Raw genomic sequence first — 23,568 nt, forward strand, 5'->3', positions numbered from 1 at the left:
CGTCAAGCCGGAGGTCCCGGCAGACTGCGGGAGTGCACAACGCCCTTTGGGAGAAGGCCGGTTGGCGGAGGGGTGTCCCAAGGAGGGGTGTCCCAAGGAGGGGTGTCCCGAGGAAGGGTGTCCCAAGGGGGTGTCCCAAGGAGAGGCGGACGGGCGGGCGGTGGACGCGGCTACAACTGCTGCGCCGCGGCGATGCCGAGCGCCACGATCAGCGTCACCACGATGAAGACGATGATCCGCTGCCGCAGCAGCCTCGGATTGGCGGGCCGCCGCCCCGTCGACGTCGTACGGACACCGGGCCGGGTGCCCTGGCGTCCGCTCGTACGGGAGGAGCCGCGCGAGGGCTGGGGGCGCGAGGCCCCGGTGCGCGCGGGCCCCGGACGGGGACCGGAACCCCCGGCCGTACGGCGGTCGGCGCGGTCGGCCCGTTCCGTGCGCTCGGCCCGGTCCGTGCGTCCGCTCCGTGGGGGGCGGGTCATCCGCTCCGTACGCTCCTGGCGCTCCGGGTAGCGCGATGTCGGCCGGTCGGCCTCGACCCGGTCCCGCTGGGCGGGCGGCCGGGCCTCGGACAGGCCCTGTGCCTCGCGCGCGGCGATCTCCTTGAGCCGCATCGAGAGCTGGAGGGTGCTGGGACGCTCCTCGGGGTCCTTCGCCAGACAGGCCCGCAGCAGTGGAGCCAGCGCGTCCGGTACGCCCTGGAGATGAGGCTCCTCATGGACCACCCGGTACAGCATGACCTCCGAACCGCCGTGCCCGAAGGGGGAGTCCGCGGTCGCCGCGTACGCCAGGGTCGCGCCCAGCGCGAAGACGTCGGTCGCCGGGGTGACCGCGATCCCGCGCACCTGCTCGGGCGCGAGGAAACCGGGGGAGCCCACCGCCGTACCCACATGAGTGAGTGTGCTCGCGCCGGTTGCCCACGCGATGCCGAAGTCGATGATGCGGGGGCCCTTGGGGGAGAGGAGGATGTTCGACGGCTTCAGATCCCGGTGGACCACACCGGCCTCGTGCACCGCCACCAGCCCCTCGGACAGCGCGGCACCGATCGAGGCCACCTCGGCGGCCCGGAGCACGCCCTCCTCGGCGACCTTGTCGTGCAGGGAGGGGCCCGGCACGTACTGGGTGGCGAACCAGGGCCTCTCGGCTTCCAGATCGGCGGCCACCAGCCGGGCCGTACAGCCGCCGCGGATACGCCGAGCGGCCGACACCTCGCGCGCGAAACGGGACCGGAACTCCTGGTCCTCCGCGAGGTCCGGCCGGATCACCTTCAGCGCGACGCGCTGGCCACGACGGTCGGAGCCCAGATAGACGACGCCCATCCCGCCGGCGCCGAGCCGCCGGTGGATTCTGAACGAGCCGACGACACGCGGATCCTCGCGCCGGAGCCGCATCATCGCCATTGTCCGTCCCCTGCCTACGGTGGGGAGGGCCCCACCCCATATCTCACGGTGGGGAGGCCCCACCCCGCTTGCCCGGCCGGCCCCTGGCCGACCGTCCGTTTTGACGTGCCACAGCTTACGTACACCCGCCCCGGTGCGCTCAGAGGCCGCGCCCTCACGGGTGGATCGATTGTGAGTGCAGTGCGAGGACGGTGAAGAGGGCCCGGAACGCGCCCGGTCCACTCCACGGGGCGCCCCTGGACCCCCAACCGATCGGCGCGCAAGGGGTTTTGGATCCCCGGGAGCGGGCCAACCGGAGGGAGGGCCGAACCGGGGCCACTTCAGGCGTACGGACGAAGTCGTGGCAAGCCGGGCAGGGCCGGGAGTACGGGCGGGGGCGGGCACCAGGCCGGTGGACGTGAGGGAAGTCACCCGTGAGGGCCGGCTCCCGCCGCACCGGGCAGGGCCGCCGCCGTTTTCCCGCCCCCACGTGAGGTTTTGCGTCCAGGCCCGCCGGCCGCGGCTCCACCGGGGGCCGCACCTCAGGGAAACCCCCAAGTCCCCGGACCCCGTCTCCACCCAGGGGAGTACGCCCGGAGGCGTCGGCTCATCCTCCGGGAGGCCCGGGATTCGGTACGCGGGCATGACGTCCGGGTGCCCCCCGGAAACCTAAAGTTGTGGTCAAGCGGCGGGTGCAGCACTCGTCCCCCGAGGTCAGACACCCGCCGCTGTCTACACGAACAGGAGAGGAACCATGGCGGACACGGCAACGCGGACGATGATCCGCACGCAGGGACGCAAGGCTACCGTCGCGTTCGGCGGCCGCCGGTCCGGTCAGCGCCACCCTCTGGTGGCGACGGCGATGGTTCTTCCCCTGGCGGCACTGCTGCTCTTCTTCTTCGGAGGCTGGGACGCAGTAGTGACACAGGCGTCGTCCGTGGGCGTGATGCTGGGGCGCTGAGCGGCGCCCCGGGCCCGGAAGAGCGGTCCGGGTCGGGGACATCCGGCCATAACCCCGTGGGGACGGGGGTGCGGCGGACGGCAGCAACGGCCGGTCAGCTGGGGAGCTGACCGGCCTTTGCGCGTCCACGCCCCGCTGCCCGCGCTCCGTCGGGCGTTCGAGGGGTGGGCCGGCAATTCCAGCCCGTCCGGCGTTTGAGGACGTGGGTCCAGGTGGCGCGCGGCGACGGCCTTGGGGGCTGTGCTCCGGGAGGGCCCGCCCCGGTCTGGGGGCGTGGGCCGGCATTCGCAGCCCGTCCGGCGTTCGAGGACGAAGGCTCACGCGGCGTACGGCCACGGTCAGAGGCGCACGCACCGAAAGGGCCCGCCTCCGGGCTCCCCGCGCACTCGAACCACCCCAGGCGCCACAATGGCTCCGCCAGCCGTCCCGCCATGGGAGACCCATGACCGCCACCGTCATAGACCTGCTCGCCGATGTCGCCCGCCGGGCCGCCCACCACGACCGCACCCCGGGCGCCCCCTGCGACGGCTGCGGCCGGGACGCCGTCGTCCTCGCGGCGCAGGACGACGGCATCGTCGTACGCCATGGACCCGCCGTAGCCAAGGCGCACGACCCCGCGACGGACCCCCATGGCCACCGGGCGCGCCTCGCCGTCGCCCGTCACCCCAGCCTCGGCGGGATCCTGCTCCCGCCGCTGGCGGCGCCGGTGCCGGACGGGTCCGGCCGGCCCGTCACCGCCTGGCCGTACGGCAGGCCCGTGGACCCGGACGACCCGGACGCCGCCCCCTGGGAGGAGGCCGCGACACTGCTCGCGCGGCTGCACTCCATCGAACCGGACGGCCTGCCGGGCCCGATCCCGCCCATGCGCGGCCCCGCCAAGGCGGCCAGGGCCGTCGCCCGGATGAGGGCCACGGCCGGGGCGCACCCGGCCGTGCCCGCGGTCGAGCGGGCCTGGGCCCGCCTTCCTGCCTGGGCCAGGGGAGAGGCCCCCGCACGCAGGGCCGCCCTCTGCCACGGCGATCTGCACCTGGGCCAGCTCGTACGCCACCCCGATCCGGGCGGCCCCTGGCTGCTGATCGACGTCGACGACCTCGGGCTCGGCGACCCGGCGTGGGATCTGGCGCGCCCCGCCGCCTGGTACGCGGCCGGTCTGCTTCCCCCGGAGGTCTGGGAACGGTTCCTCGGCGCCTACCGTGCGGCGAACGGCCCCGCGCTCACGGGCACCCCGGCGGCACCCGCCGACCCCTGGCCCCAACTGGATGTTCCCGCACGGGCCCTGACGATCCAGACCGCCGCGCTGTCTCTCGCGAAGGCCGCCGCGCAGGGTCGCGAACCGGATGAGGTGGAGCAGGCCGTACTCGACACATGTGCCCGAATTGCCGGGCTCCCGGACGAGTTGGAGTTCCGTCCTCCGTCGTAGGCTGCTGTGGTCCGCCGGGTGAGCCCCCCGGCGGCGACGACGAACGGGTAGGAGCTGAACCCACGATGCAGTGTCCGAAGTGCCATGCAGCGATGCACACGTACAACCGCAACGGTGTCCAGATCGAACAGTGCAGCGGCTGCCGGGGGATATTCCTCGACTACGGCGAGCTGGAGGCTCTGACCCGCCTGGAGTCGCAGTGGACTCAGCAGGCCCCGCCCGCACCGCCGGCCCCTCAGGCGTACCCGGCCGCTTCCGCCCCCGCGTGGGGTGCGCAGCACCACGGCGGACACCACGGACACCACGGCGGCCACTACCGCAACAAGGGCTTCGGCCGGATGCTCTTCTCCTCCTGACCGTATGCCCCGCCGGGCGGAATCCGGCTGAGAGGATTCCGCCCGCGCGGCTGCCGAACCGGAGGATCCGCCGACGCGGAACGACGCAGCACGGCACGGAGAGCAGCGGAACTCCGGACGGCCCAGAGCCCCGGCCGTCTCGACGGCCGGGGCTCCCGGTGGTGCGCGATACTGGGATTGAACCAGTGACCTCTTCCGTGTCAGGGAAGCGCTCTCCCGCTGAGCTAATCGCGCGGGATCAGTACCACGGGCGAACCCGTGTCCTGCGGATGGTGCGTACGCGTGCGCGATACTGGGATTGAACCAGTGACCTCTTCCGTGTCAGGGAAGCGCTCTCCCGCTGAGCTAATCGCGCCGGGTTCCCCTGCCGACGGCCGGGGGCGGATCCTCGCGGATCCAGTGGACGATACTGGGATTGAACCAGTGACCTCTTCCGTGTCAGGGAAGCGCTCTCCCGCTGAGCTAATCGTCCTTGGAGGTGGAGACGGGATTTGAACCCGTGTAGACGGCTTTGCAGGCCGTTGCCTCGCCTCTCGGCCACTCCACCCGGAGTGCGGGGATTCGGAGAGAACCCCCACTTCGAGCGGACGACGAGATTCGAACTCGCGACCCTCACCTTGGCAAGGTGATGCTCTACCAACTGAGCCACGTCCGCTTGTCGTTTCCGGACCGCTTGAGCGTCCCGGCGACGTGTTGAACTCTAGCGGATTACCGGGCCAGCACAAAAACACGTTTCCGCAGCGTGCTGGGTTGTGTTCGCGCCGCAGTGGCCGGCCGGACACCCCGGTGAGCCCCTGACCGGCGCGTCCGCCACCCGGCCGGTACCCATCGTCCTCTCATCCCCGCCGGTCATAGACTCACAGATGTGCACCGCCTTGCCCCGCTGGCCCGCTTCGGGCAACTGATCGCCACCGACCTCAGGGATGTCACCAGTGATCCCGAGGCCCTCGACTCCGCGGGCTTCTGGGCCGTTGCCGCCGACTTCGAGGGCGGTCTGACGTGTGCGCGCTTCGGCGATGTCCGTACGGAGCCGGTGCCCGCGCCCGTACCGGGGCGGTGGCACGGACCGGAGGCGGGACGGTGGAGGTCGTCGCTGAACCGGGACGAATACATCGCGGGTGTCCGCCGGATCCGGGAGCACATCGCGGCGGGCGAGGTCTACCAGGCCAATCTCTGCCGGGTGCTGAGCGCACCGCTGCCCGATCCGGACTCGGCCGATGTGGACGCGCTCACCTCCCTGCTCGCGCGCGGCAACCCCGCACCGTACGCCGGCACGATCCGTCTGCCGGGCCGGGGCGTGGAGATCGCCACCGCGTCCCCGGAGCTGTATCTGCGCCGCAGCGGCACGACCGTCGAGTCCGGGCCGATCAAGGGCACCGGCCGCACCCCGGCCGATCTGCTGGAGAAGGACCACGCCGAGAACGTCATGATCGTGGACCTCGTCCGCAACGACCTGGGACGGGTCTGCGCCACCGGCACGGTCACCGTGCCGCGGCTGTGCGCGGTCGAGGCCCATCCCGGACTGGTGCATCTGGTCTCGACCGTACGCGGGGAACTCGGCCCCAAGGAGGGCTGGCGGCACCTCCTCGACGCCACTTTCCCGCCCGGCTCGGTCACCGGAGCGCCCAAGTCCAGCGCCCTGAAGATCATCGAAGCACTGGAGACGGCCCCCCGCGGACCGTACTGCGGAGGCATCGGCTGGGTCGACGCCGACCGCCGCACCGGTGAGCTGGCCGTGGGGATACGGACGTTCTGGATCGACCGTACGCAGCCCGCCGGCCCGGTCCTGAGATTCGGTACGGGCGCCGGGATCACCTGGGGTTCCGACCCCGACCGTGAGTGGGACGAGACCGAACTCAAGGCGTCCAGGCTCCTCGCTGTAGCGTCGGGCAGGGACGGTGGAACGCACCCGTGGCACGGGGAACCGGCCCGTGCCACGGCGTAACGAGCGATCAGCGCGGAAGGACCAGCCAGATGAAGCTCTGGGTCAACGGAGGACTCCGGGACGCCGACGACGCCCGGGTGTCGGTGTTCGATCACGGCCTCACGGTCGGCGACGGCGTCTTCGAGACGCTCAAGGCCGTCAGCGGACAGCCATTCGCCCTCACCCTCCACCTCGAACGGCTGACGCGCTCCGCCCGCGGCCTCGGTCTGCCCGACCCGGACCACGACGAGGTCCGCCGCGCCTGCGCCGCCGTGCTGGAGGCCAACCCCATGGAACGGGGACGGCTGCGGATCACCTACACCGGCGGGCTCTCCCCGCTCGGCTCGGACCGCGGCACCGACGGTCCGACCCTGGTCGTCGCCCTCGGCCCCACCGGCCCCCGTCCCGACACCACCGCCGTGATCACCGTGCCCTGGACCCGCAATGAGCGCGGAGTCCTGGCGGGTCTGAAGACGACCTCGTACGCGGAGAACGTCGTCGCGCTCGCCGGTGCAACCGCGCGGGGCGCGTCCGAGGCGCTTTTCGCCAACACCGTCGGGCAGCTCTGCGAGGGCACCGGCTCCAATGTCTTCGTCGTCCTCGACGGTGAGCTGCACACTCCGCCCGTGTCCTCCGGCTGTCTCGCCGGCATCACCCGTGCCCTCACGGTGGCATGGGCCGGGGCCAGGGAGACGGAGCTGCCGTTCGACGTGCTGGAGCGGGCCGACGAGGTCTTCGTGACCTCCAGCCTCCGGGATGTGCAGGCCGTCCACCGGGTCGACGACCGGGAGCTCGCGGGTGCGCCGGGGCCGGTGACCACCAAGGCGATGCGGGTCTTCGAGGAGCGCGCCGCGGCCGACCCCGACCCGGGGATGCCGTAGGACCGGCCCGGCCATGGAGCCCGTGGGCCCGGCCGCCCCGGGGCGCGGGCGGCCGGAAGCCCGCAAAAGCGGGTGACGGACCGGCGCGCGAGTGGGTACAACACCCCTGATGACCACCACTCTGCGGCCGACCGGGCCGCTTCAGCGCGAGGCGGACGGCGGGCAGTCGCGCGCCTACGAGGTCTGCGTCAACAGCCGTCCCGTGGGCGCGATCGAGATCGCGACCCTCCCCGCCTTCGGCGCCGGCGCGGGGACGGTGCGCTCGCTGCGGATCGATCCGGCCGACCGGCGGCGGGGCAGAGGGACCGTCGCCGCGCTCGCCGCCGAGGAGGTCCTGCGCGGCTGGGGCTGCCGGCGGATCAAGGTGTCTGTACCACCGGAGGCCGCCGAGGCCACCCGGCTGGCGACCGTGCTCGGCTACACCGAACTCGGCCGCAATATGCTCAAGACCCTCGACGCGGAGCCACCCGCCCTGCCGCCGGGCACGGAGGCCCGGCCCATGACCGGGCCGGAGTTCCAGGAGTGGTGGGCGGCGGCGGTGGAGAGGTACGCGCGCGACTGGACCGAGCGCGGGCTCCCGGCCGCCGACGCGCATGCCAAGGCCGAGGCCGATCACCGGGCCATCCTCGCCTCGCCCGGCGGACGGTCGGAGGTTCTGGTCCACCGGGGCGAGGTCGTCGGCCGCCTCCTCCTCGGGCAGAACGAGGTCCGCCCGGGAGAGCCGGGCGCGTATGTGTACGACGTCGAGGTCGGTGAGGGCCGGCGCGGGCACGGCTACGGACGTGCCCTGATGCTCCGGGCCGAGCGCGGGGCACGGGAGAGCGGTACGGACCTCATCGGACTCCACGTCTTCGCGGGCAACACTCCCGCACTCCGGCTCTATGAGTCGCTCGGCTACCGGACGACGGTCGTCCACTCCGTCAAGCAACTGCTCTGAACACGGTCGGGCGGAGCGGTACGAAGCGGGGGCGGGGCGACGCACGCACCCGGGACGTCGTCCCGGGGAGCCGCCGAGCCGAGGGAGGGGCCGTCTCCGTACGTACGGTGGGGAGCCCAAGACCCCGGACGGGCCCTGCCGTATCCGGGGGCCCGGCACGGGCCCCCGGATACGGCAGGGCCCGGGAGAATGCCGAAGACCGGGCCCCGGCCGGGCTCAGCCCGCCAGCAGCCGGTCGGCGATCTCCTCGATCCTGGCCCGCAGTCCCTCCTGGCTCTTGCCGCCGTCGAGGCGTTCACCGCCGATCACATACGTGGGGGTGCCGGTGACGCCGATCGCCTTGCCCTCGGCGTGGTCCGCGTCGACGGCCAGGGTGTGCCGGCCGTCGATCAGAGCGGTCTCGAACTCGTCGGCGTCCAGGCCCAGTTCGCGCGCCACCTCCAGCAGCACCTTCTCGCCGCCCCCGGGCAGGTCCCCGACCCGCCCGAGGACCGCCTCGGCGTACGGCCAGCCCTTGCCCTGCCCGGCGGCCTCCTCGGCTGCCTGGGCCGCGGCGAAGGCGTGGGCGTGCTTCTCCAGCGGGAAGTGCCGCAGCCGGATCTCCAGACGGTCGCCGTAGCGCTCGTGCAGGGCCCGCACATCACCGAGGGCGGTGAGACAGTCGGGACACTGGAGTTCGCACCAGACGTCCAGGACGAGGGGCGCGGCGGGGCGGGCGGGGGTGGAGTCGCTCATGCGGCCAGTCTCCCAGTTCCCGGCCTCACGCGGGCGGCCGGGAGGGTTCGCGGGGCCGCCGCCGACCGGGACCTGGGGATGACGGCGCCCCCGAGATCTCCCGGAGATCTCCGGGAGGCCGTACGCCACCATGGCCCCCACCCCCTCCTCCGGTGCAGGATGGAAGGGACGTAAGCGCTCATGCCCGCCGAAGGCTGGAGGACCGGATGATTGCCGAGACCATTTGCTCCGCGGTGTCCGCGGCGGGCCTGGGCATCGCCGCGATCACGGCGTACCGCCGGAGATTTCTCACCGCCACCCGGATCGCCGCCTACTCGCTGATCCCGATCGGCCTGGTCCTCACCGGCGCCGTCGCATGGGCCGTCGACACCGCGTTCAGCCCGACCGCATGGATCGGCTTCGGGCTGCTGGGCGGCTCATGGCTGCTGTTCATGACCACCCGCGCCGTCGAGCGGCGCTCGGGTATTGCCGGCCGGAAGGACCGCAAGGCGGCCAAGGCCGCACAGCGCGACGCCGTGGCCCCGGCGGCCTCCGCGCCCTCGCTCGGGGGAAGCGCCCGCCCGGCGGCACGCCCCGCCCCGCGCCCCAAGGCGTCGGGCAGCGGCGCGGGCGACGATTTCAGCGACATCGAGGCGATCCTGAAGAAGCACGGCATCTGACCTTCTCAGCAGGTGAGACAGGGGTCGTGATCGCGGGAACTCCCGCTGCCGCCATGTGTGTTGGGCGATCATCGGGGCCCGGTCTGCGTCATGATCACCCCGAGATGCTCGATACCTCCCGGGGCGAGACCCCCGCACCGACGAAGGAGCCGCGAGGGTGCCTCTTCGCGCTCTCCCAGCCGCCTTTGATGATCTTCCTGACGGTCATCGGCGTGCTGCTGCTCATGGCCGCCGTCCACGATCTGTTCCTGTTGTGACGGGCATGGATCCCGTGGTGGTGGGCGGCGCGGGACGCCCCGGTCCCGTCCGGCCGTGCGCCCCGGCCGGACTCAGCCCGCCGCCTCCCTGCGGCGCGCCCGGTACGCCGCGACATGGAGCCGGTTGCCGCACGTACGGCTGTCGCAGTAGCGGCGGGAGCGGTTGCGGGAGAGATCGACGAAGGCCCGGCCGCAGTCCGGTGCCTCACAGCGCCGCAGCCGCTCCCGCTCGCCCGCGACGACGATGAAGGCGAGTGCCATCCCTCCGTCGGCGGCGACATGGTCGGCCACCGAGGCGCCCGGCGCGAAGTAGTGCACATGCCAGTCGTAGCCGTCGTGGTCGGTCAGCTGGGGGGTGGTGCCCGCCGAGGCGACCAGCTCGTTCAGGAGCTCCGCCGCCACCCTGGTCTCGGGTGCCGCGAAGATCTCCGAGAAACGGTCGCGTACGCCCTGGACGGCCCGCAGATCCCGGGTGCCCAGCCGGCTCACGTCGCTGATCCTGTGCGCGCTGACGAATTCGTTCAGCGCGGCGATATCCGCCAGTCCGTCGGCGCGGTCGTGCTCCGGTGCCGTGTTCACCAGGTCGACGACCATGTCGAGGGCGAATTTGGTGTCGTGGGGGATCAGCACGATTCACTCCATGGACTGCTGCGGGCCGGTGCCCGCCGAATTGCGCTGACTCTAGCGGCTCGCCACGACACGGATCGGCGCCGTCACCGTGTGAATACGCGGTGCCGGCGCCGATGTCCTCCGTATGTGATTGTCCGCGCGGCGCCGTCTCCCCGAGTCGGACGGCGCCGTGCAGCTCTCCGCCTGGCTCAGCTCTCGGCCAGGATGTGCGAGAGTTCCGTGTCGAGATCGAAGTGACGGTGCTCGGTGCCGGGCGGCACGGCCGCGTCGGTCCTCTTCAGGAACGACTCCAGGGCCCGCGCCGGGGCCTCGAGCAGGGCTTCACCCTCCGGGGAACTCAGCGCGATGCAGACGACGCCCTGGCCGTGGCTGCGGGACGGCCAGACTCTGACGTCGCCGGTGCCGGTGGGCCGGTGCAGCCCCTCGGCGAGAAGGTCGCGGGCGAAGACCCATTCGACCGTCTCTTCGGCTCCGGTGTGGAAGGTGGCGTGCACGGCATAGGGATCGGCCGTGTCATACCGCAGGCCCGCGGGTACAGGCAGTGAGGACTCGCTCGATACAACGAGGCGCAGGTGCAGCTCGCAGCTGACCGTGGTGTTCATAAGCGCCAGGGCCTTTCGCTCAGTGTGCGCTCGGGGATTCGCACGTCGGCGAAATCGACATGCCACCTACGGTGCCGTTGTAAACCCCTCTGACCGTTTTGTGATCCTTCATGTCGCTCGTACGGCGGTGCATTACTTTGTGTTATACCGCCATTCCGGTGACGTGCTTCAATCCGGTAGGTTTGCCTCCATGAATGCGGAGAGTGAGCGGGGGGAGGCCCTCGCGGCAACGGCCCCCGCCCCCGCGCCGGGGGCGGCCACGACGGGGGAAGCGACGGCAGGGGACACCATGACGGGGGAGCAGGGAGGGGACGTCCGGGGGCAGGCGGCCGACGGGGGCGGGGACGACACCTCCGCGACTCCGGAGAAGCCGCTCGGATCGCGGGCGCCCCACTTCGTCAAGCGCTCCAGGCCGCTGCATCTGAGCTGGCAGGTCGGGGTCTTCCTGGTCGGTCTCGCGGTGGTGGGCGCGGGCGTGGCGATGCTGGTGCTGCCGGGCCCGGGCTGGTTCGTGATCTTCGGCGGTATGGCGATCTGGGCGACCGAGTTCGTCTGGGCGCAGCTGGTGCTGCGCTGGACCAAACGCAAGGTCACCGAGGCGGCGCAGCGCGCGCTCGACCCCCGGGTGCGGCGGCGGAACATCATCCTCACCACCACGGGTGTGGTGATCTGCGCGGTGCTGGCGGCGGTCTACCTCTGGAAGTTCGGTCTCACCATGCCCTGGAAGATCGACGAGTAGCCGATAACGGGTCGGGAGCCCTCGCTGACATGGGGTAATGTTGTCGACGCGTTCCCGGGCGATTAGCTCAGCGGGAGAGCGCTTCGTTCACACCGAAGAGGTCACTGGTTCGATCCCAGTATCGCCCACGGGCATCACGGCGGGCCGGTTCGCTCATCAGGCGGACCGGCCCGCTTTTCCGTGCTTCCGCTTCCCCGTACGTCCCCCGGTGCGCCGCGCTGCCGCAGGGCCGGGATCAGTGCATTCGGCCGATGCTCTCGCGCAGTCTGCGGGCGTCCCTCATGCGCTGCTCGTAGGTCGCTCCGATGCCCAGGAGCAGCAGTCCGGCCAGGGCGGGCGGCAGCCAGCGGGGAAGCGCGCCCACGACCTGGACCACATAGGGCGCCAGTTCGTGCAGCGTGTCCAGCGCCAGCACCGCACCGCCGAGGACCAGCAGTGCCTGGAGCCGCAGCCGGGCCCCGATGAGCGTCACCGCGAGCGCGGCCAGCCCCAGCAGCAGCGGACGCTGCCAGTGCGCGTCTCCCCAGGCCGTGTGGAGGCTCGGGAGGAGGGTCGCGGCGAGACCGGGGCCGTACGCCGTCCACGACGACACGTCGCCGTCGCGGCGGCGGCGCAGCAGACCGACGGCCAGGGCGAGCAAGGTCACCGGCAGCGTGTACGCCTCCGGGACCGTCACACCCGAGGCCGCGAGCCGTACCCAGGTCGCTGCCAGGAAGAGCCCCGACGCGGTGTACGCGGCCACCGGGCGCCGCTCCGGACGGATCGCCGTGCCCGCCGCGATCACCCCGCCCAGCGCGAGTACGAGGGCGAGGGCCGGCGGGTGGCCGGCGGCGAACAGGACGGCCGACAGTCCGGCGGCGGACGCCGCACCCTCCAGCGGCACCGCCAGCGGGCTCCGTCCCAGCCGGGCGGCGACCACGGCCACCGCCGCGGGCACGATGAGCAGCACCGGGCCCGTCCGGTGTGCCTCCAGCCCCGCCGCGTCGCACGCGGCGATCACCAGCCAGGTCCCGAAGACGACGGCGGCGCAGGCGGTGACGGCGCGGACGGCGTGACCGGCGCGGGAGACGGCCGCCGCGGCCGTCAGCGCCACCATCAGGGTTCCGAGCACGGTGAACGTCGCCGGAAGCGTCGCCAGCGACAGCGCCCCGACGCTCAGGGCCCCCGTAAGCGCACAGCCCAGCGCGGTACCGACCGCGGCCGGTGCGTGCTGTGCGGCCCACCCGGGGCGGACGGTCGGGGCGAGGACGGCCAGGGTGAGCAGCAGTCCGAATGCCACGGACGCGGTGTGGCCGGACCCGGCCGCGAACGGGAGAACGGTCAGCGCGGACCACACGAGCCCGAGCGCCGTGGCACCGGCCGCGTTCCGCCGGGCCGCCGCGGAGAGACCCCCCGGGCGGTGCGTGGGCGGGGCCCAGACGCCCCACCCGCCAGCCGGGGCGGCGGAGGGCTCCGCGCCGCCGGCCGCCGGGACACCGGGGACCCCGTCCGCCCCGGAGCCCTCGGCATCCGGCACGGAGGAGGCGGGACCTGCCTTCTCCGGCGCGGGTGCTCCCGTCGCGTCGGTGCCGGCGTCAGGGCCCGGTCCGGCGTCCGCAGGGGCCCCGGCCGGCGGCGCGGTGCCGGCCGCCCGCCGCGCGTACAGCGCCAGGACGGCCGCCACCGTCAGCAGCACGACCGCAGCGGCGGCCGGTGCCACGCCCGGGAGACCCAGCGCCTCCCGGGCGCCGGACGGCCGGTCCGGCCAGGTGTCCAGGAGGGCGGTCACCGGGCTCGTCAGGGTGAGCACGACGACGGGCAGCGCCGAGAGGGCCGCCAGGGCCTGGACCGAGGCCGACGCCCCCGTCAGACCCGGCGCCACCCGGCGCGGCAGCGCCCTCGTCACCGAAGGGGACCGGACGGCGAGCAGCAGGGCCACGGCGCACAGCAGATACGCCGGACCCGCCCAGCCGCCCGGAAGCACCTCACGGACCACCCCGCCGACTCCGGCGATCAGCGAGAGGCCCGCCACCACCGAGGCGACCGGGGCCGCCGACGGCGCGCGCCAGGCCGCGAACAGGGCCACGGCCGCGGCCGCCGCGAGCAGCACCGCGGGCCACAGCGCGTCGGACGGAGCCTCGGCCACCGCGGACTGGAGCAGACCCACCAGCAGCGCTCCGGATCCCGCCACCGAGGCACCCGCCGCGGCGATCACCCGTACGCCGGTGTTCCGCGCCTGCACCGCGACCGCGACATCGAACGCCGCCGTCGCCAGCAGCGCCCACTCCAGCGGGATCGCGTCGACCCTCCCCGTGGCCACCCACAAGACCAGCGGAAGCTGCGCCGCCGTCATCGCCACCGGCAGCGGGAGCCGCAACCCTCCCAGGAGGGTTCCGTACGCCGCCCACAGCGCCGCCAGCACCGCCGAGGCCCAGGCCGCGTACGCCGCGTCCTCGGTCCCGGGCAGCGCCACCCGGTGCAGCGCATACGCGTCCAGCACCGTCAGCACCAGACCGAGCCCCGCCACCGCCTCCGCCGTGGAGGAGAGCCGCCGCCGCAGCAGCGCGACCGGTGCCGCCAGCGTGGCCACCGTCACCGTGCCGAGGACGGCACTGCGTCCGCCGATCCCCAGGGACCCCCAGCTGACCAGCGTGAACGCGATCGCCGCGATGGTGAGCAGCACCCCGCCGAGGATGAGCAGAAGATTCTGCACGCTCGGCGGGGAGGTCTCGGGGGGTCGCCCGCCGGACGGCGCCGCGGACGCCGCGGCGGGCGCGGAGGCCCCCACCGGCGGATGCAGCACGGAGAGCAGCCAGGCCCGGCGCGCGAGCAACTGGCTGCGGCGCGCGTCCAGTCGGCTCAGTTCGCGGTCGAGGATCACCAGTTCCTCGGCGGGCGACGGCAGCGGCGGCACGTTCGTCATGCTCGGAGTGTGGCGGCGGCCACACGGCCCGGCATGGGCGCGGATACTCAGTTCGGGTCTGAGTATCCGGCTTCCCGTCCCGGGGCGCGCAGACTTGGGTCATGGACTGGTGCCGCTACCGCTTCCACACCGTCTGGGATCTGACCGCCCGCCCCGACGCCGTCTACGACGTCCTCGCACACGCCGAGGACTACCCCTCCTGGTGGCCGCAGGTCCGCTCGGTCACCGCCGACGGTGAGGACAGCGGAACAGCGCGCTTCCGCTCCTTCCTCCCGTACGAACTGCGGGTCACCGCCCGCGCGGTACGGCGTGACCCCGTGGCCCGCGTCCTCGAAGTCGCGCTGGAGGGCGATCTGGAGGGCTGGGCCCGCTGGAGCGTCGGCGGGGGCGGGCGGGGCACCCGGGCCGTCTACGACCAGGAGGTCGTGGTCCGCAGACCTCTCATGCGACGGCTCGCCCTACCCTGCCGTCCCCTCTTCCGCGCCAACCACACCGCCATGATGCGCGCCGGGCTGCGCGGTATCGACGCCCGTCTGCGGGAGGGGAACCGGCGGAAGGAGATTTGAAGAGGGGCCGCCCGGACCTGTATGGTTCAGTCCGTTCCCGGGCGATTAGCTCAGTGGGAGAGCGCTTCGTTCACACCGAAGAGGTCACTGGTTCGAACCCAGTATCGCCCACCGGGAAAGGCCGGTCCGTCATCGACGGACCGGCCTTCTTCATGGCCGCCGCGCCGGGCGTCCGGCGCCCCGGCCCCGGAGCCCGGGCGCCCCCGCGCCCCGTGAGGTCGTACGGGCCCGGGGCGCGCAGAGCCCGTACGGACGGTACGGATCAGGCCGCGGCGGGCAGTTCGGGCCGCAGCGGCCACGCGGGGTCCACCGGCTCCGGCGTACCGCTGCGGGCGAACCACGCCTGGAGCCCCCGTGCCTGCGAGGCGTGCCAGACCGCCTGGAGGGTGTGCAGCTCCGCCGCCGACAGCCGCTCCATCCGGGAGGCGAACCGCCGGCCCACCGCCCGGGTCACCTCCAGCGCCGCCAGCGCGTCCGCAGCCGCGTCATGCGCGCCGTCCAGTACCACCTCGTACTGCCGGCACAGATCCGACAGCGTGCGGCGGCCCTTGCGGTAGCGGTCCAACTGCTTGTCCAGCACCCGGGGATCGAGCACGCACAGCGGCACGTTCTCCAGATAGCGGGACAGGGAGGCCGCGCGGTGCCGGCGCAGCTCCCGGTCGAGGAGCGTCAGATCGAACGGCGCGTTCATCACCACCAGCGGGCGTGCCGCAGCGCACTGCTCCGCCAGGGCCCGCGCGATCTCCTCCATCACCGGAGCGGGCCAGCGGCCGTTGCGCCGTACGTGGTCGTCGGTCAGACCGTGTACCTCGGTCGCCGCGGGCGGCACCGGAATCCCGGGGTCGACCAGCCAGCGCGTGACCCGGGGCCGCCCGTCCACACCGTCCTGCACCACCAGCGCCGCCGAGACAATGCGGTCCCGCTCGACGTCGACTCCCGTGGTCTCCGTGTCAAATGCGGCCATTGGGCCGTCGTACCAGCGCAGCATCCCCGAACTCCTCGCACCCACACGGCAGATGGCGAGATCCCCCTGCCCGAACCGGTGATACCCGGGCCGTTTGCGCCGTACGCCGACCGGTGACAACACAGATGACGGGCAGCGCATCTGACAGCCCGTCCGGAACATCCACACCGTCCGACGCCACCTCCGAACCGGCCGTGCCCGCGGCGCCGGGCCGTACGCGCGACCGGGCCCGCCGGGCACCCGTACGGACCCGGCATCCGCACCGGGGCCGGGCAGCGGACGGCACCGCCCGGAAGGCCCGAAGAGCCATGGCGCTCCCGCACCCCGCCCCCGAACCCGAGAGCCGTGGGGGAGGGCTGCTGTCCCCGAGGCCGCCCCCACCCCCGAGGGGCGCGCTCGCCACCACCGCCTGCATGGAAACGCTCCAGGTGGGCTATCTCCACGCGGTGGCCGCAGCGGCCGGCTGCTCGCTCTCCCAGCCCTTCCCGGACAACGGCATCGACTGGCACATCAGCCACAGTTCGGCCGCCCACGCCGTCGACGACGAGGTCACCATCAAGGTGCAGCTCAAATGCACCTACCAGATCCCGCCGCGCACCGGGGGCCCCGGATTCCCCCGGTTCTCGTTCACGCTGGACAACGACCATCTGGTGAAGCTGGCCCGTACACCGGTGTCCGTGCACAAGATCCTCGTCGTGATGCTCGTCCCCCGGAACCGGGACGACTGGCTGCGCGCCGGGCACGACCGGCTCGATCTGCGCCACTGCTGCTACTGGACCAATCTGGCGGGCCACCCGGTGACGGGACGGCGCCGGACCACCGTGCGGATCCCCACCTCGCGGATCTTCGACGACCGGGCCCTCTGCGAGATCATGGCGAGGGTCGGGGCTGGAGGGAGACCCTGATGCACCGGCCCTACGACGAGTACGGCACGCGCCATGCGTCCGGCGGCACCGCCCCGCCGGGCTCCGCCGCCTGGCACGGCGGCGGCCCCGATCCCGCCCGGGTGGACCCCGCCGTCCTCGGCGCGCTCCTCGACCGGCACGGCTGGCGGCGGCGCGGCGGCACGGCGGGCCGCTACGCCCGCTGGACCCCGCCCGGAGCGACCGGGGGCGGCACCAGCCTGCTCGTCCCCGAGAGCAGGGCCTTCCCCGACTGCGAGGACCTCCTCGGCGAGGCCCTGACCGCCCTCGCCCGCAGCGCCGCGCCCTCCGCCCGCGAGGTACTCGTCGGCCTCACCGTCGCCAGCGACGAGATCCGCTGGTGGCGCGATGTCCCGCCGGGGCCGGCGGGGGAGTCCTCCTGGGCCCGGCAGGAGCAGCTGCGCAGCGCCGCCCGTCAGCTGCTCATGGCGGGCGCCCTCGCGGCGCGCGGCCGGGCCCGGTACCACGGCGCGCGTCATCGGCGGGCCGCCCGGGCCGCCCTCGAAGGAGTCCTCGTCCCGCCCGTGCCCGGTGGCCGCGCCCTCACCGCGTTCGTCCCCGTGGACAGCGGCCGGCCCGCCGTGGTCCGGCTCCACCAGGCACTCCTGGCGGCCCGGGAGGCCACCGACTACCAGCGGGCCACCGGCGGTATGGCGGCCTTCGACGCAGCCGTGGAGCTGGGGGTGAGCCGGGAGCTGACGGAGGCCGTCATCGCGCTCGTACGCGGCTCGGAGGGCGCGACCGTCTCCCTGGAGTGGTCACCGGCGGCGGGCACGCCCGAGGGCTGCGCGGCCCGGGGGGAGCCGGTGGAGTTCACCCCGGGCGATCTGCCCGCCCTGCGCGCGGCGAGCGCGCGCTATCTGCGGGACGAGCCCTCGGTGCCCGTGCTGATCACGGGCACCGTCGTACGGATGCGCCGGGCCGGACCGCGCGGCGCCGGGACGGTCCGGCTGCGGGTACTGGCGGGGGCCGAGGTGCCGCATGTCCGGGTGGCCCTGGAGGAGGACGCGTACCGCACCGCGGGCCATGCCCACCTGGTGGGACTTCCGGTCCGGGTCGCGGGACGGCTGGAGAGCCGCGGCGGCTTCCGGCGGCTCAGCGACGCGACGGAGCTGGTGCCGGTGCCGGTCGACGAGGCCGAGCGCGACCGGCTTCTGAAGTCGCTCCGGGAAGGTCTCGGCCACCTGGGGGACATCTGCGCCGGCCCCGGACCGGACGGCTGAGCACGGCGCTGCGGCGGAGCCGCCGCCACGGGAAGGCCCCGGCCGGGGAGGGGCGCCCCCGGTGCGGGGCCGCCGCCCGGGGGTGACGGGCGGCGCCGGCAAACCGTTTCGCGGGCGGACCGCTCGGCTCGGTACGATTCAGGCGCGCGCAGTGTCCGCTGGCGCACCCCCATCCGTCAGGAGAGACCGGTGTCAGACGTCCGTGTGATCATCCAACGCGATTCCGAGCGGGAAGAGCGCGTGGTGACGACGGGCACGACGGCCGCGGACCTCTTCGCGGGCGAGCGCACCGTCGTCGCGGCGCGCGTCGCCGGTGAGCTGAAGGACCTCGCGTACGAGATCGCGGACGGCGAGGAGGTCGAACCCGTCGAGATCTCCTCCCCGGACGGACTGAACATCCTGCGGCACTCGGCCGCGCACGTCATGGCGCAGGCGGTGCAGGACCTCTTCCCCGAGGCCAAGCTCGGCATCGGCCCGCCGGTCAAGGACGGCTTCTACTACGACTTCGACGTCGAGAAGCCGTTCACGCCCGAGGACCTCAAGGCCATCGAGAAGCGGATGCAGGAGATCCAGAAGCGCGGCCAGCGTTTCTCCCGCCGGGTGGTGACCGACGAGTCGGCCCGCGCGGAGCTGGCGGACGAGCCGTACAAGCTGGAGCTGATCGGCCTCAAGGGCTCCGCCTCCAGCGACGACGGCGCGGATGTCGAGGTCGGCGCGGGCGAGCTGACCATCTACGACAACCTGGACGCGAAGACCGGCGAGCTGTGCTGGAAGGACCTGTGCCGGGGCCCGCACCTGCCCACCACCCGGAACATCCCGGCGTTCAAGCTGATGCGGAACGCGGCGGCGTACTGGCGGGGCAGCGAGAAGAACCCGATGCTCCAGCGCATCTACGGCACCGCCTGGCCGTCCAAGGACGAGCTGAAGGCACACCTCGACTTCCTCGCCGAGGCCGAGAAGCGCGATCACCGCCGTCTCGGCACCGAACTGGACCTCTTCTCCGTCCCGGACGAGATCGGCTCCGGCCTCGCCGTCTTCCATCCCCGCGGCGGCATCGTGCGCCGGGTCATGGAGGACTACTCGCGCAAGCGGCACGAGGAGGAGGGGTACGAGTTCGTCTACACCCCGCACGCCACCAAGGGCGCCCTCTTCGAGAAGAGCGGCCACCTGGACTGGTACGCCGAGGGTATGTACCCGCCCATGCAGCTCGACGGTGGTACGGACTACTACCTCAAGCCCATGAACTGCCCCATGCACAACCTGATCTTCGACGCGCGCGGGCGCTCCTACCGGGAGCTGCCGCTGCGGCTGTTCGAGTTCGGGACCGTGTACCGGTACGAGAAGTCGGGCGTCGTCCACGGACTGACCCGGGCCCGCGGCTTCACCCAGGACGACGCGCACATCTACTGCACCCGTGAGCAGATGGCGGACGAGCTGGACCGCACGCTCACCTTCGTACTGAATCTGCTGCGGGACTACGGTCTGACCGACTTCTATCTGGAGCTGTCGACCAAGGACCCGGAGAAGTACGTCGGCGACGACCAGTCGTGGGAGGAGGCCACCCAGGTCCTCCAGCAGGTGGCCGAGAAGCAGGGCCTCCCGCTCACCCCCGACCCGGGCGGCGCGGCCTTCTACGGGCCGAAGATCTCCGTGCAGGCGCGGGACGCCATCGGCCGGACCTGGCAGATGTCCACCGTGCAGCTCGACTTCAACCTGCCCGAGCGCTTCAACCTGGAGTACACGGCCCCGGACGGCTCGCGCCGGCGGCCGGTGATGATCCACCGGGCCCTGTTCGGCTCCATCGAGCGCTTCTTCGCGGTGCTGCTGGAGCACTACGCGGGCGCGATGCCGCCCTGGCTGGCTCCTGTGCAGGCGGTCGGCATCCCGGTCGGCGACGCGCATGTCGACTACCTCAGGGCCTTCGCCGACGACGCGCGGAAGAAGGGCCTGCGGGTCGAGGTCGACGGCTCGTCGGACCGGATGCAGAAGAAGATCAGGACCCATCAGAAGCTGAAGGTCCCGTTCATGATCATCGTCGGTGACGAGGACATGAACGCGGGTACGGTCTCCTTCCGCTACCGGGACGGCTCGCAGGAGAACGGCATTCCGCGCGAGCAGGCGCTCGCCAAGCTGGAGCAGGTCGTGACGGACCGCGTCCAGGTGTGAGCCCGGAGCCGGACCACGATCCAGTGCTGTCACAGCACTAGCCGCCGTCGGCAGCCCCCGGGGGACCCCCCGGGGGCTGTCTGTCCTGGTCCAGGGTGAACGTCTGGATCACCCACGACGAGAACGAGCCCGTCACCGCGCCCAGCAGCGCCAGCCCTCCGGCCATCATGAACACGGCCACGGTCCGGCCCTCGGGCGTCACCGGGGTCACATCCCCGTATCCGACCGTCGTCAGCGTCGAGCAGGTCCACCAGACCGAGTCCCCGAAGGTCGTGATCGTCGCACCGGGGGCGTGGTGCTCCGCGGCGTAGACTGTGAGGGCGCCCGCGAAGCCGAGCAGCACCGCCGACAGGCCCGCGTAGGCGATGACCCGGGCGTAGAGGGAGAGCCGGGGCTGGGCGCGGCGGTGCTGTACGGACTCGTACAGCTGGACGATGCGCAGCGGGCGAAGAAGCGGCAGGACGACGACGATCGCGTCCATGGGGTGCGTCCGGACGAAGGCGAGCCGCTGACCGCTGAGCCGCCAGCGCACCGCGTAGTCGACGATGAACAGGGCCCAGGTCACATAGGTGACGATCAGCAGGACATCGCGCCAGCCCTGCGGAAGGTCCTCGTCGAGGATGCGGACGGCGTAGCAGCCGAGGAAGACCGCGGAGGCCAGGAACAGCGGGACCTCCGTACGCTCCCGCCACTGCCGGAGCCTGCTGTCGTCGTTCATCGGTACAGCATCGCGGGGGCGGCTCGGAGCGGCCCCCGGCGACACGCTGCGCGGGGCCGACGCCATATGCTGCACAGCATGACCAGTGAGCCGGAACAGCAGATCGGGGTGGGGTCGCCGGACGCGTTCCAGCGCTTGTGGACGCCTCACCGGATGGCGTACATCCAGGGGGAGAACAAGCCGAGCGGTCCCGAGGCGGGGGACAGCTGTCCCTTCTGCTCGATTCCGTCGAAGTCGGACGAGGACGGACTGGTCATCGCGCGCGGCTCGGCCGTGTACGCGGTGCTGAACCTCTATCCGTACAACGGCGGGCATCTGATGGTGGTGCCGTTCCGTCATGTCGCCGACTACACCGGCCTGGACGACGCCGAGACGGCGGAGCTGGCCGAGTTCACCAAGCGTGCGATGACCGCTCTGCGCGAGGCGTCCGGGGCCCACGGGTTCAATATCGGGATGAACCAGGGCGTGGCCGCTGGGGCGGGGATCGCCGCCCATCTGCATCAGCACATCGTGCCGCGGTGGGGCGGAGACACCAACTTCATGCCGGTCGTCGGGCATACGAAGGTGCTGCCGCAGCTGCTCGCGGACACGCGCGCGATGCTCGCGGACGTCTGGCCGCGCTGACCGGCAGCGGGCTCCGCGCCCCCGCCGGCCATCGTGCGGCCGTCCCGCACCACGAGGAGCACCCCCCGCACGGACGGTCCCCGCGGTACGGACCGCGGGCAGGGAACGGGCGGCGGGCGCCGAGCGGACGGCCGCGCACTTCAGGCGCCGGGCGGGACACCGCGGCCGGGCCCCGCGGGAGCGCCGAACCCCTCTTCCGGGACCCACACGCCGGGGCCCGCCCCGTACGCACCGCTCGGGGTGCAGGGAACGGGCCCTCCCGCGCCGGCCGTCCCGGCGCGCGGTCACTCAGGCGTCGTACACATCCGCCTTCCGCGGTGCCGGGTCCTGGACCATGCCGCTGACGACCATGGACCGGTTGCCGAAGCGCTCGGTGTCGACGCCGTTCTCCTCCAGCACCCGCATCGCCGCCGCGTGCGCCACCCGCAGTACGGGCGTGGCCGCCCGCATCGCGTCGTCCGCCATGAACCGGTGCCGCCACGGCTGCTCCGCCCAGGCGTGCCGCAGCCCGAAGGGCTCCGGCAGCACCAGCTTGCCGCCGAGGAAGTCCAGCAGCGGCGGGTACCAGGTGAAGGGCGCGCGCACCGCCAGACGTACGACCTCGGGCGCGTCCACCAGGGGCAGTGACACATCCCTGGTCTCCCAGAAGCGGACGGTCTTGCTCACCGTCTTGGTCTTCGGGGCGGACTTGGTGGTGAAAAGGCCGTGGACCGGGCCCAGGGCATGTCCGGTGACCTCGATCCGCAGGGTCTCGTGGAGCACGGTCACCGTGATCATCATCGTGATGACCAGCTGACCGTCCCAGAGGGTGAACTGAACGCCCAGATAATGGCGGTTGCCGCCGCCGAACTGCTGGTGATTGCAGATGCGCTGTATCTCATGGCCCTTGATCTGGAACGCCTCGACGTCCTGGCCGTCGGGGCGCGTGACCGCCCCGGCACCCTCACCGACGGGCGAGACGATCCAGTGCTTGACCGAAGGCTTGGGAAAACCGCCCGAGTTGAGCGGACCGCGCTCCAGCAGCTTCAGCTTGTCGTGGATCGCGCGTATGACATCCCAGCTGCGGAACTGGTTGATCTCCTTGCCCGCCTCCCTGGGAACCAGCTCCTCCGCCATCTGCCAGCTGCCCCAGCGGGTGCCCATGCCGAGTATCCCCTTGGGCCCGGCGTAGAAGATCGAGTTGGAGTGCTGCTCGGCGGTGAGCTTCTCCAGACCCTGGCGCAGCTCCTCACGGGCCGTCTCATTGGGGTGTCCCGGCACCGCCTCGGGCACCTTGGCGCCGATGCCGCCGCCCGAGAGCAGACTGTCCCAGCGGGCGCGCATGTCCTTGGCGGTGGTTTCGCAGATCCGCTTCGCGAGCAGCCAGCCGACGACCGGCGCCACGATCATCCCGCGGATGTAGTACGCCCAGAAGCCGCTGAACGGCAGCCGGACCAGGAAGATCACCGCGAGCAGTCCGATGGCGGCCAGCAGCGCGGTGCCGAGCGCCCCGGCCCGCTTGTTCTGCGCTCCCGCGATGGTGCGCCGGAGCTGGAAGACCCCCATCCACAGCAGCATCCCGGGCAGGAAGAGCAGCCCGAACAGCGCCGTGACGGCGGTGAGTTTCGCGTCCCGCTCCTTGCGGATCCGGGAGGCGGCCAGACAGTGCTCGACGACCGTCTGCGGCTCGGTGCCGAAGGACTGGATCAGCGCGGCCCGGGCGCCGCCGAGCATCCGTACCTGCACGGCACGGGAGAACGCCTCACCGAGATTGGGCTCGAAGAGCGAGAACTTGCCCTTCTTCACCTCGGACTTGTGCCATTCGTTGTTGGCTTTGAGGATCTCCGCGACCGGGCTGTCGCGGTACGCGGCCGAGGCGAGCGCATGCGTCGCCGCGGTCTGTCCCGCCGAGCCCTGGAGCGGGATCTGTGCCCCGGGAGTGAAGTCAATTCCGTCCGCCACTGCCGCCCCCATCGCCGCGCGTCGCATCCGCTGTGCGGCCTGTTCCCAACTGCCGCGCCCCGCA

At 72.5% G+C, this 23,568-nt stretch carries 22 protein-coding genes and 7 tRNA genes; 16 read left to right on the forward strand and 13 right to left on the reverse strand.

Annotated features, from left to right (window positions below):
- Window positions 1-170: 170 nt before the first annotated feature.
- On the reverse strand, window positions 171-1,397 hold the full coding sequence (locus ACIBCM_RS16710; RefSeq protein ID WP_399243729.1) for a protein kinase: 1,227 nt from the start codon (window positions 1,395-1,397) through the stop codon (window positions 171-173).
- Window positions 1,398-2,130: 733 nt separating this feature from the next.
- Between ACIBCM_RS16710 and ACIBCM_RS16715 the strand changes: the two genes are divergently transcribed.
- The 3 genes from ACIBCM_RS16715 (at window position 2,131) to ACIBCM_RS16725 (ending at window position 4,113) form a co-directional block, all read left to right on the forward strand.
- Window positions 2,131-2,337, forward strand: coding sequence for a hypothetical protein (locus tag ACIBCM_RS16715; protein ID WP_399243731.1), 207 nt, complete (start codon window positions 2,131-2,133; stop codon window positions 2,335-2,337).
- Between the two features lie 442 nt (window positions 2,338-2,779).
- Window positions 2,780-3,757 (forward strand): phosphotransferase family protein, encoded by a 978-nt coding sequence (locus ACIBCM_RS16720; protein ID WP_399243732.1) that lies wholly within the window; start codon window positions 2,780-2,782, stop codon window positions 3,755-3,757.
- A gap of 65 nt (window positions 3,758-3,822) precedes the next feature.
- Window positions 3,823-4,113: a zf-TFIIB domain-containing protein gene (locus ACIBCM_RS16725; protein ID WP_399243734.1), complete on the forward strand. Its 291-nt coding sequence runs from the start codon at window positions 3,823-3,825 to the stop codon at window positions 4,111-4,113.
- Between the two features lie 159 nt (window positions 4,114-4,272).
- Here ACIBCM_RS16725 and ACIBCM_RS16730 read toward each other — a convergent pair.
- The 5 genes from ACIBCM_RS16730 to ACIBCM_RS16750 form a co-directional block, all read right to left on the reverse strand.
- Window positions 4,273-4,347: transfer RNA gene (locus tag ACIBCM_RS16730), tRNA-Val, on the reverse strand.
- 49 nt (window positions 4,348-4,396) lie between these two features.
- A tRNA-Val gene (locus tag ACIBCM_RS16735) sits at window positions 4,397-4,468 on the reverse strand.
- Between the two features lie 45 nt (window positions 4,469-4,513).
- Window positions 4,514-4,585: transfer RNA gene (locus ACIBCM_RS16740), tRNA-Val, on the reverse strand.
- A 1-nt stretch (window position 4,586) separates the two neighbouring features.
- Window positions 4,587-4,660 (reverse strand) — tRNA-Cys (locus tag ACIBCM_RS16745).
- Window positions 4,661-4,695: 35 nt separating this feature from the next.
- A tRNA-Gly gene (locus tag ACIBCM_RS16750) sits at window positions 4,696-4,768 on the reverse strand.
- Between the two features lie 210 nt (window positions 4,769-4,978).
- Here ACIBCM_RS16750 and ACIBCM_RS16755 point away from each other — a divergent pair.
- From ACIBCM_RS16755 to ACIBCM_RS16765, 3 genes are all read left to right on the forward strand, one after another.
- Window positions 4,979-6,058: a chorismate-binding protein gene (locus tag ACIBCM_RS16755; RefSeq protein ID WP_399243736.1), complete on the forward strand. Its 1,080-nt coding sequence runs from the start codon at window positions 4,979-4,981 to the stop codon at window positions 6,056-6,058.
- Window positions 6,059-6,087: 29 nt separating this feature from the next.
- Window positions 6,088-6,918: an aminotransferase class IV gene (locus tag ACIBCM_RS16760; RefSeq protein ID WP_399243738.1), complete on the forward strand. Its 831-nt coding sequence runs from the start codon at window positions 6,088-6,090 to the stop codon at window positions 6,916-6,918.
- A gap of 109 nt (window positions 6,919-7,027) precedes the next feature.
- Window positions 7,028-7,855, forward strand: a complete 828-nt coding sequence (locus tag ACIBCM_RS16765; protein ID WP_399243740.1) for a GNAT family N-acetyltransferase — start codon at window positions 7,028-7,030, stop codon at window positions 7,853-7,855.
- Between the two features lie 216 nt (window positions 7,856-8,071).
- Here ACIBCM_RS16765 and ACIBCM_RS16770 read toward each other — a convergent pair whose 3' ends face one another.
- Window positions 8,072-8,590: a DsbA family protein gene (locus ACIBCM_RS16770; RefSeq protein WP_399243743.1), complete on the reverse strand. Its 519-nt coding sequence runs from the start codon at window positions 8,588-8,590 to the stop codon at window positions 8,072-8,074.
- Between the two features lie 206 nt (window positions 8,591-8,796).
- Between ACIBCM_RS16770 and ACIBCM_RS16775 the strand changes: the two genes are divergently transcribed.
- Window positions 8,797-9,249, forward strand: coding sequence for a hypothetical protein (locus ACIBCM_RS16775; RefSeq protein ID WP_399243745.1), 453 nt, complete (start codon window positions 8,797-8,799; stop codon window positions 9,247-9,249).
- Window positions 9,250-9,353: 104 nt separating this feature from the next.
- A complete protein-coding gene (locus ACIBCM_RS16780; RefSeq protein WP_399243746.1) occupies window positions 9,354-9,506 on the forward strand; it encodes a hypothetical protein in 153 nt (50 codons plus the stop codon).
- Window positions 9,507-9,578: 72 nt separating this feature from the next.
- Here the strand turns inward: ACIBCM_RS16780 and ACIBCM_RS16785 are convergent, their stop codons facing one another.
- Window positions 9,579-10,136 (reverse strand): CGNR zinc finger domain-containing protein, encoded by a 558-nt coding sequence (locus ACIBCM_RS16785; protein WP_399243748.1) that lies wholly within the window; start codon window positions 10,134-10,136, stop codon window positions 9,579-9,581.
- A 188-nt stretch (window positions 10,137-10,324) separates the two neighbouring features.
- Window positions 10,325-10,738, reverse strand: coding sequence for an SsgA family sporulation/cell division regulator (locus ACIBCM_RS16790; RefSeq protein WP_003959770.1), 414 nt, complete (start codon window positions 10,736-10,738; stop codon window positions 10,325-10,327).
- A gap of 190 nt (window positions 10,739-10,928) precedes the next feature.
- On the opposite strand from ACIBCM_RS16790, the gene ACIBCM_RS16795 reads away from it, so the two are divergent.
- Window positions 10,929-11,477, forward strand: a complete 549-nt coding sequence (locus ACIBCM_RS16795; protein WP_399243750.1) for a TIGR02611 family protein — start codon at window positions 10,929-10,931, stop codon at window positions 11,475-11,477.
- A gap of 56 nt (window positions 11,478-11,533) precedes the next feature.
- Window positions 11,534-11,605, forward strand: a tRNA-Val gene (locus ACIBCM_RS16800).
- 107 nt (window positions 11,606-11,712) lie between these two features.
- On the opposite strand, the gene ACIBCM_RS16805 is transcribed toward ACIBCM_RS16800, so the two are convergent.
- Window positions 11,713-14,379, reverse strand: a complete 2,667-nt coding sequence (locus ACIBCM_RS16805) for an SCO7613 C-terminal domain-containing membrane protein (RefSeq protein ID WP_399243752.1) — start codon at window positions 14,377-14,379, stop codon at window positions 11,713-11,715.
- 101 nt (window positions 14,380-14,480) lie between these two features.
- Between ACIBCM_RS16805 and ACIBCM_RS16810 the strand changes: the two genes are divergently transcribed.
- A complete protein-coding gene (locus ACIBCM_RS16810) occupies window positions 14,481-14,945 on the forward strand; it encodes an SRPBCC family protein (RefSeq protein ID WP_399243754.1) in 465 nt (154 codons plus the stop codon).
- Window positions 14,946-14,984: 39 nt separating this feature from the next.
- Window positions 14,985-15,056: transfer RNA gene (locus tag ACIBCM_RS16815), tRNA-Val, on the forward strand.
- A 151-nt stretch (window positions 15,057-15,207) separates the two neighbouring features.
- Here ACIBCM_RS16815 and ACIBCM_RS16820 read toward each other — a convergent pair.
- The gene (locus tag ACIBCM_RS16820; RefSeq protein WP_399243756.1) at window positions 15,208-15,933 is read right to left on the reverse strand and encodes an exonuclease domain-containing protein; all 726 of its coding nucleotides are present in this window, start codon (window positions 15,931-15,933) and stop codon (window positions 15,208-15,210) included.
- 284 nt (window positions 15,934-16,217) lie between these two features.
- On the opposite strand from ACIBCM_RS16820, the gene ACIBCM_RS16825 reads away from it, so the two are divergent.
- From ACIBCM_RS16825 to thrS, 3 genes are all read left to right on the forward strand, one after another.
- Entirely contained in the window at window positions 16,218-16,814 is a 597-nt protein-coding gene (locus ACIBCM_RS16825) for a DUF4365 domain-containing protein (protein ID WP_399243758.1), read from the forward strand.
- Window positions 16,814-18,055 carry a hypothetical protein gene (locus ACIBCM_RS16830; RefSeq protein WP_399243760.1) on the forward strand — a complete coding sequence of 414 codons (1,242 nt, stop codon included), beginning with the start codon at window positions 16,814-16,816 and terminating at the stop codon, window positions 18,053-18,055. The genes ACIBCM_RS16825 and ACIBCM_RS16830 overlap by 1 nt, the downstream gene beginning before the upstream one ends.
- Window positions 18,056-18,244: 189 nt before the next feature.
- Window positions 18,245-20,221, forward strand: a complete 1,977-nt coding sequence (gene thrS / locus ACIBCM_RS16835) for a threonine--tRNA ligase (protein ID WP_399243763.1) — start codon at window positions 18,245-18,247, stop codon at window positions 20,219-20,221.
- 37 nt (window positions 20,222-20,258) lie between these two features.
- Here thrS and ACIBCM_RS16840 read toward each other — a convergent pair whose 3' ends face one another.
- Window positions 20,259-20,939, reverse strand: a complete 681-nt coding sequence (locus ACIBCM_RS16840; RefSeq protein ID WP_399243764.1) for a potassium channel family protein — start codon at window positions 20,937-20,939, stop codon at window positions 20,259-20,261.
- A 66-nt stretch (window positions 20,940-21,005) separates the two neighbouring features.
- Between ACIBCM_RS16840 and ACIBCM_RS16845 the strand changes: the two genes are divergently transcribed.
- Window positions 21,006-21,563 (forward strand): HIT family protein, encoded by a 558-nt coding sequence (locus tag ACIBCM_RS16845; protein ID WP_399243766.1) that lies wholly within the window; start codon window positions 21,006-21,008, stop codon window positions 21,561-21,563.
- A gap of 288 nt (window positions 21,564-21,851) precedes the next feature.
- Here ACIBCM_RS16845 and ACIBCM_RS16850 read toward each other — a convergent pair whose 3' ends face one another.
- A complete protein-coding gene (locus ACIBCM_RS16850; RefSeq protein ID WP_399243768.1) occupies window positions 21,852-23,516 on the reverse strand; it encodes a hypothetical protein in 1,665 nt (554 codons plus the stop codon).
- Window positions 23,517-23,568 lie beyond the last annotated feature (52 nt).

It is taken from the genome of Streptomyces sp. NPDC051018 (genome assembly GCF_044456085.1).
Taxonomy (GTDB): Bacteria; Actinomycetota; Actinomycetes; order Streptomycetales; family Streptomycetaceae; genus Streptomyces.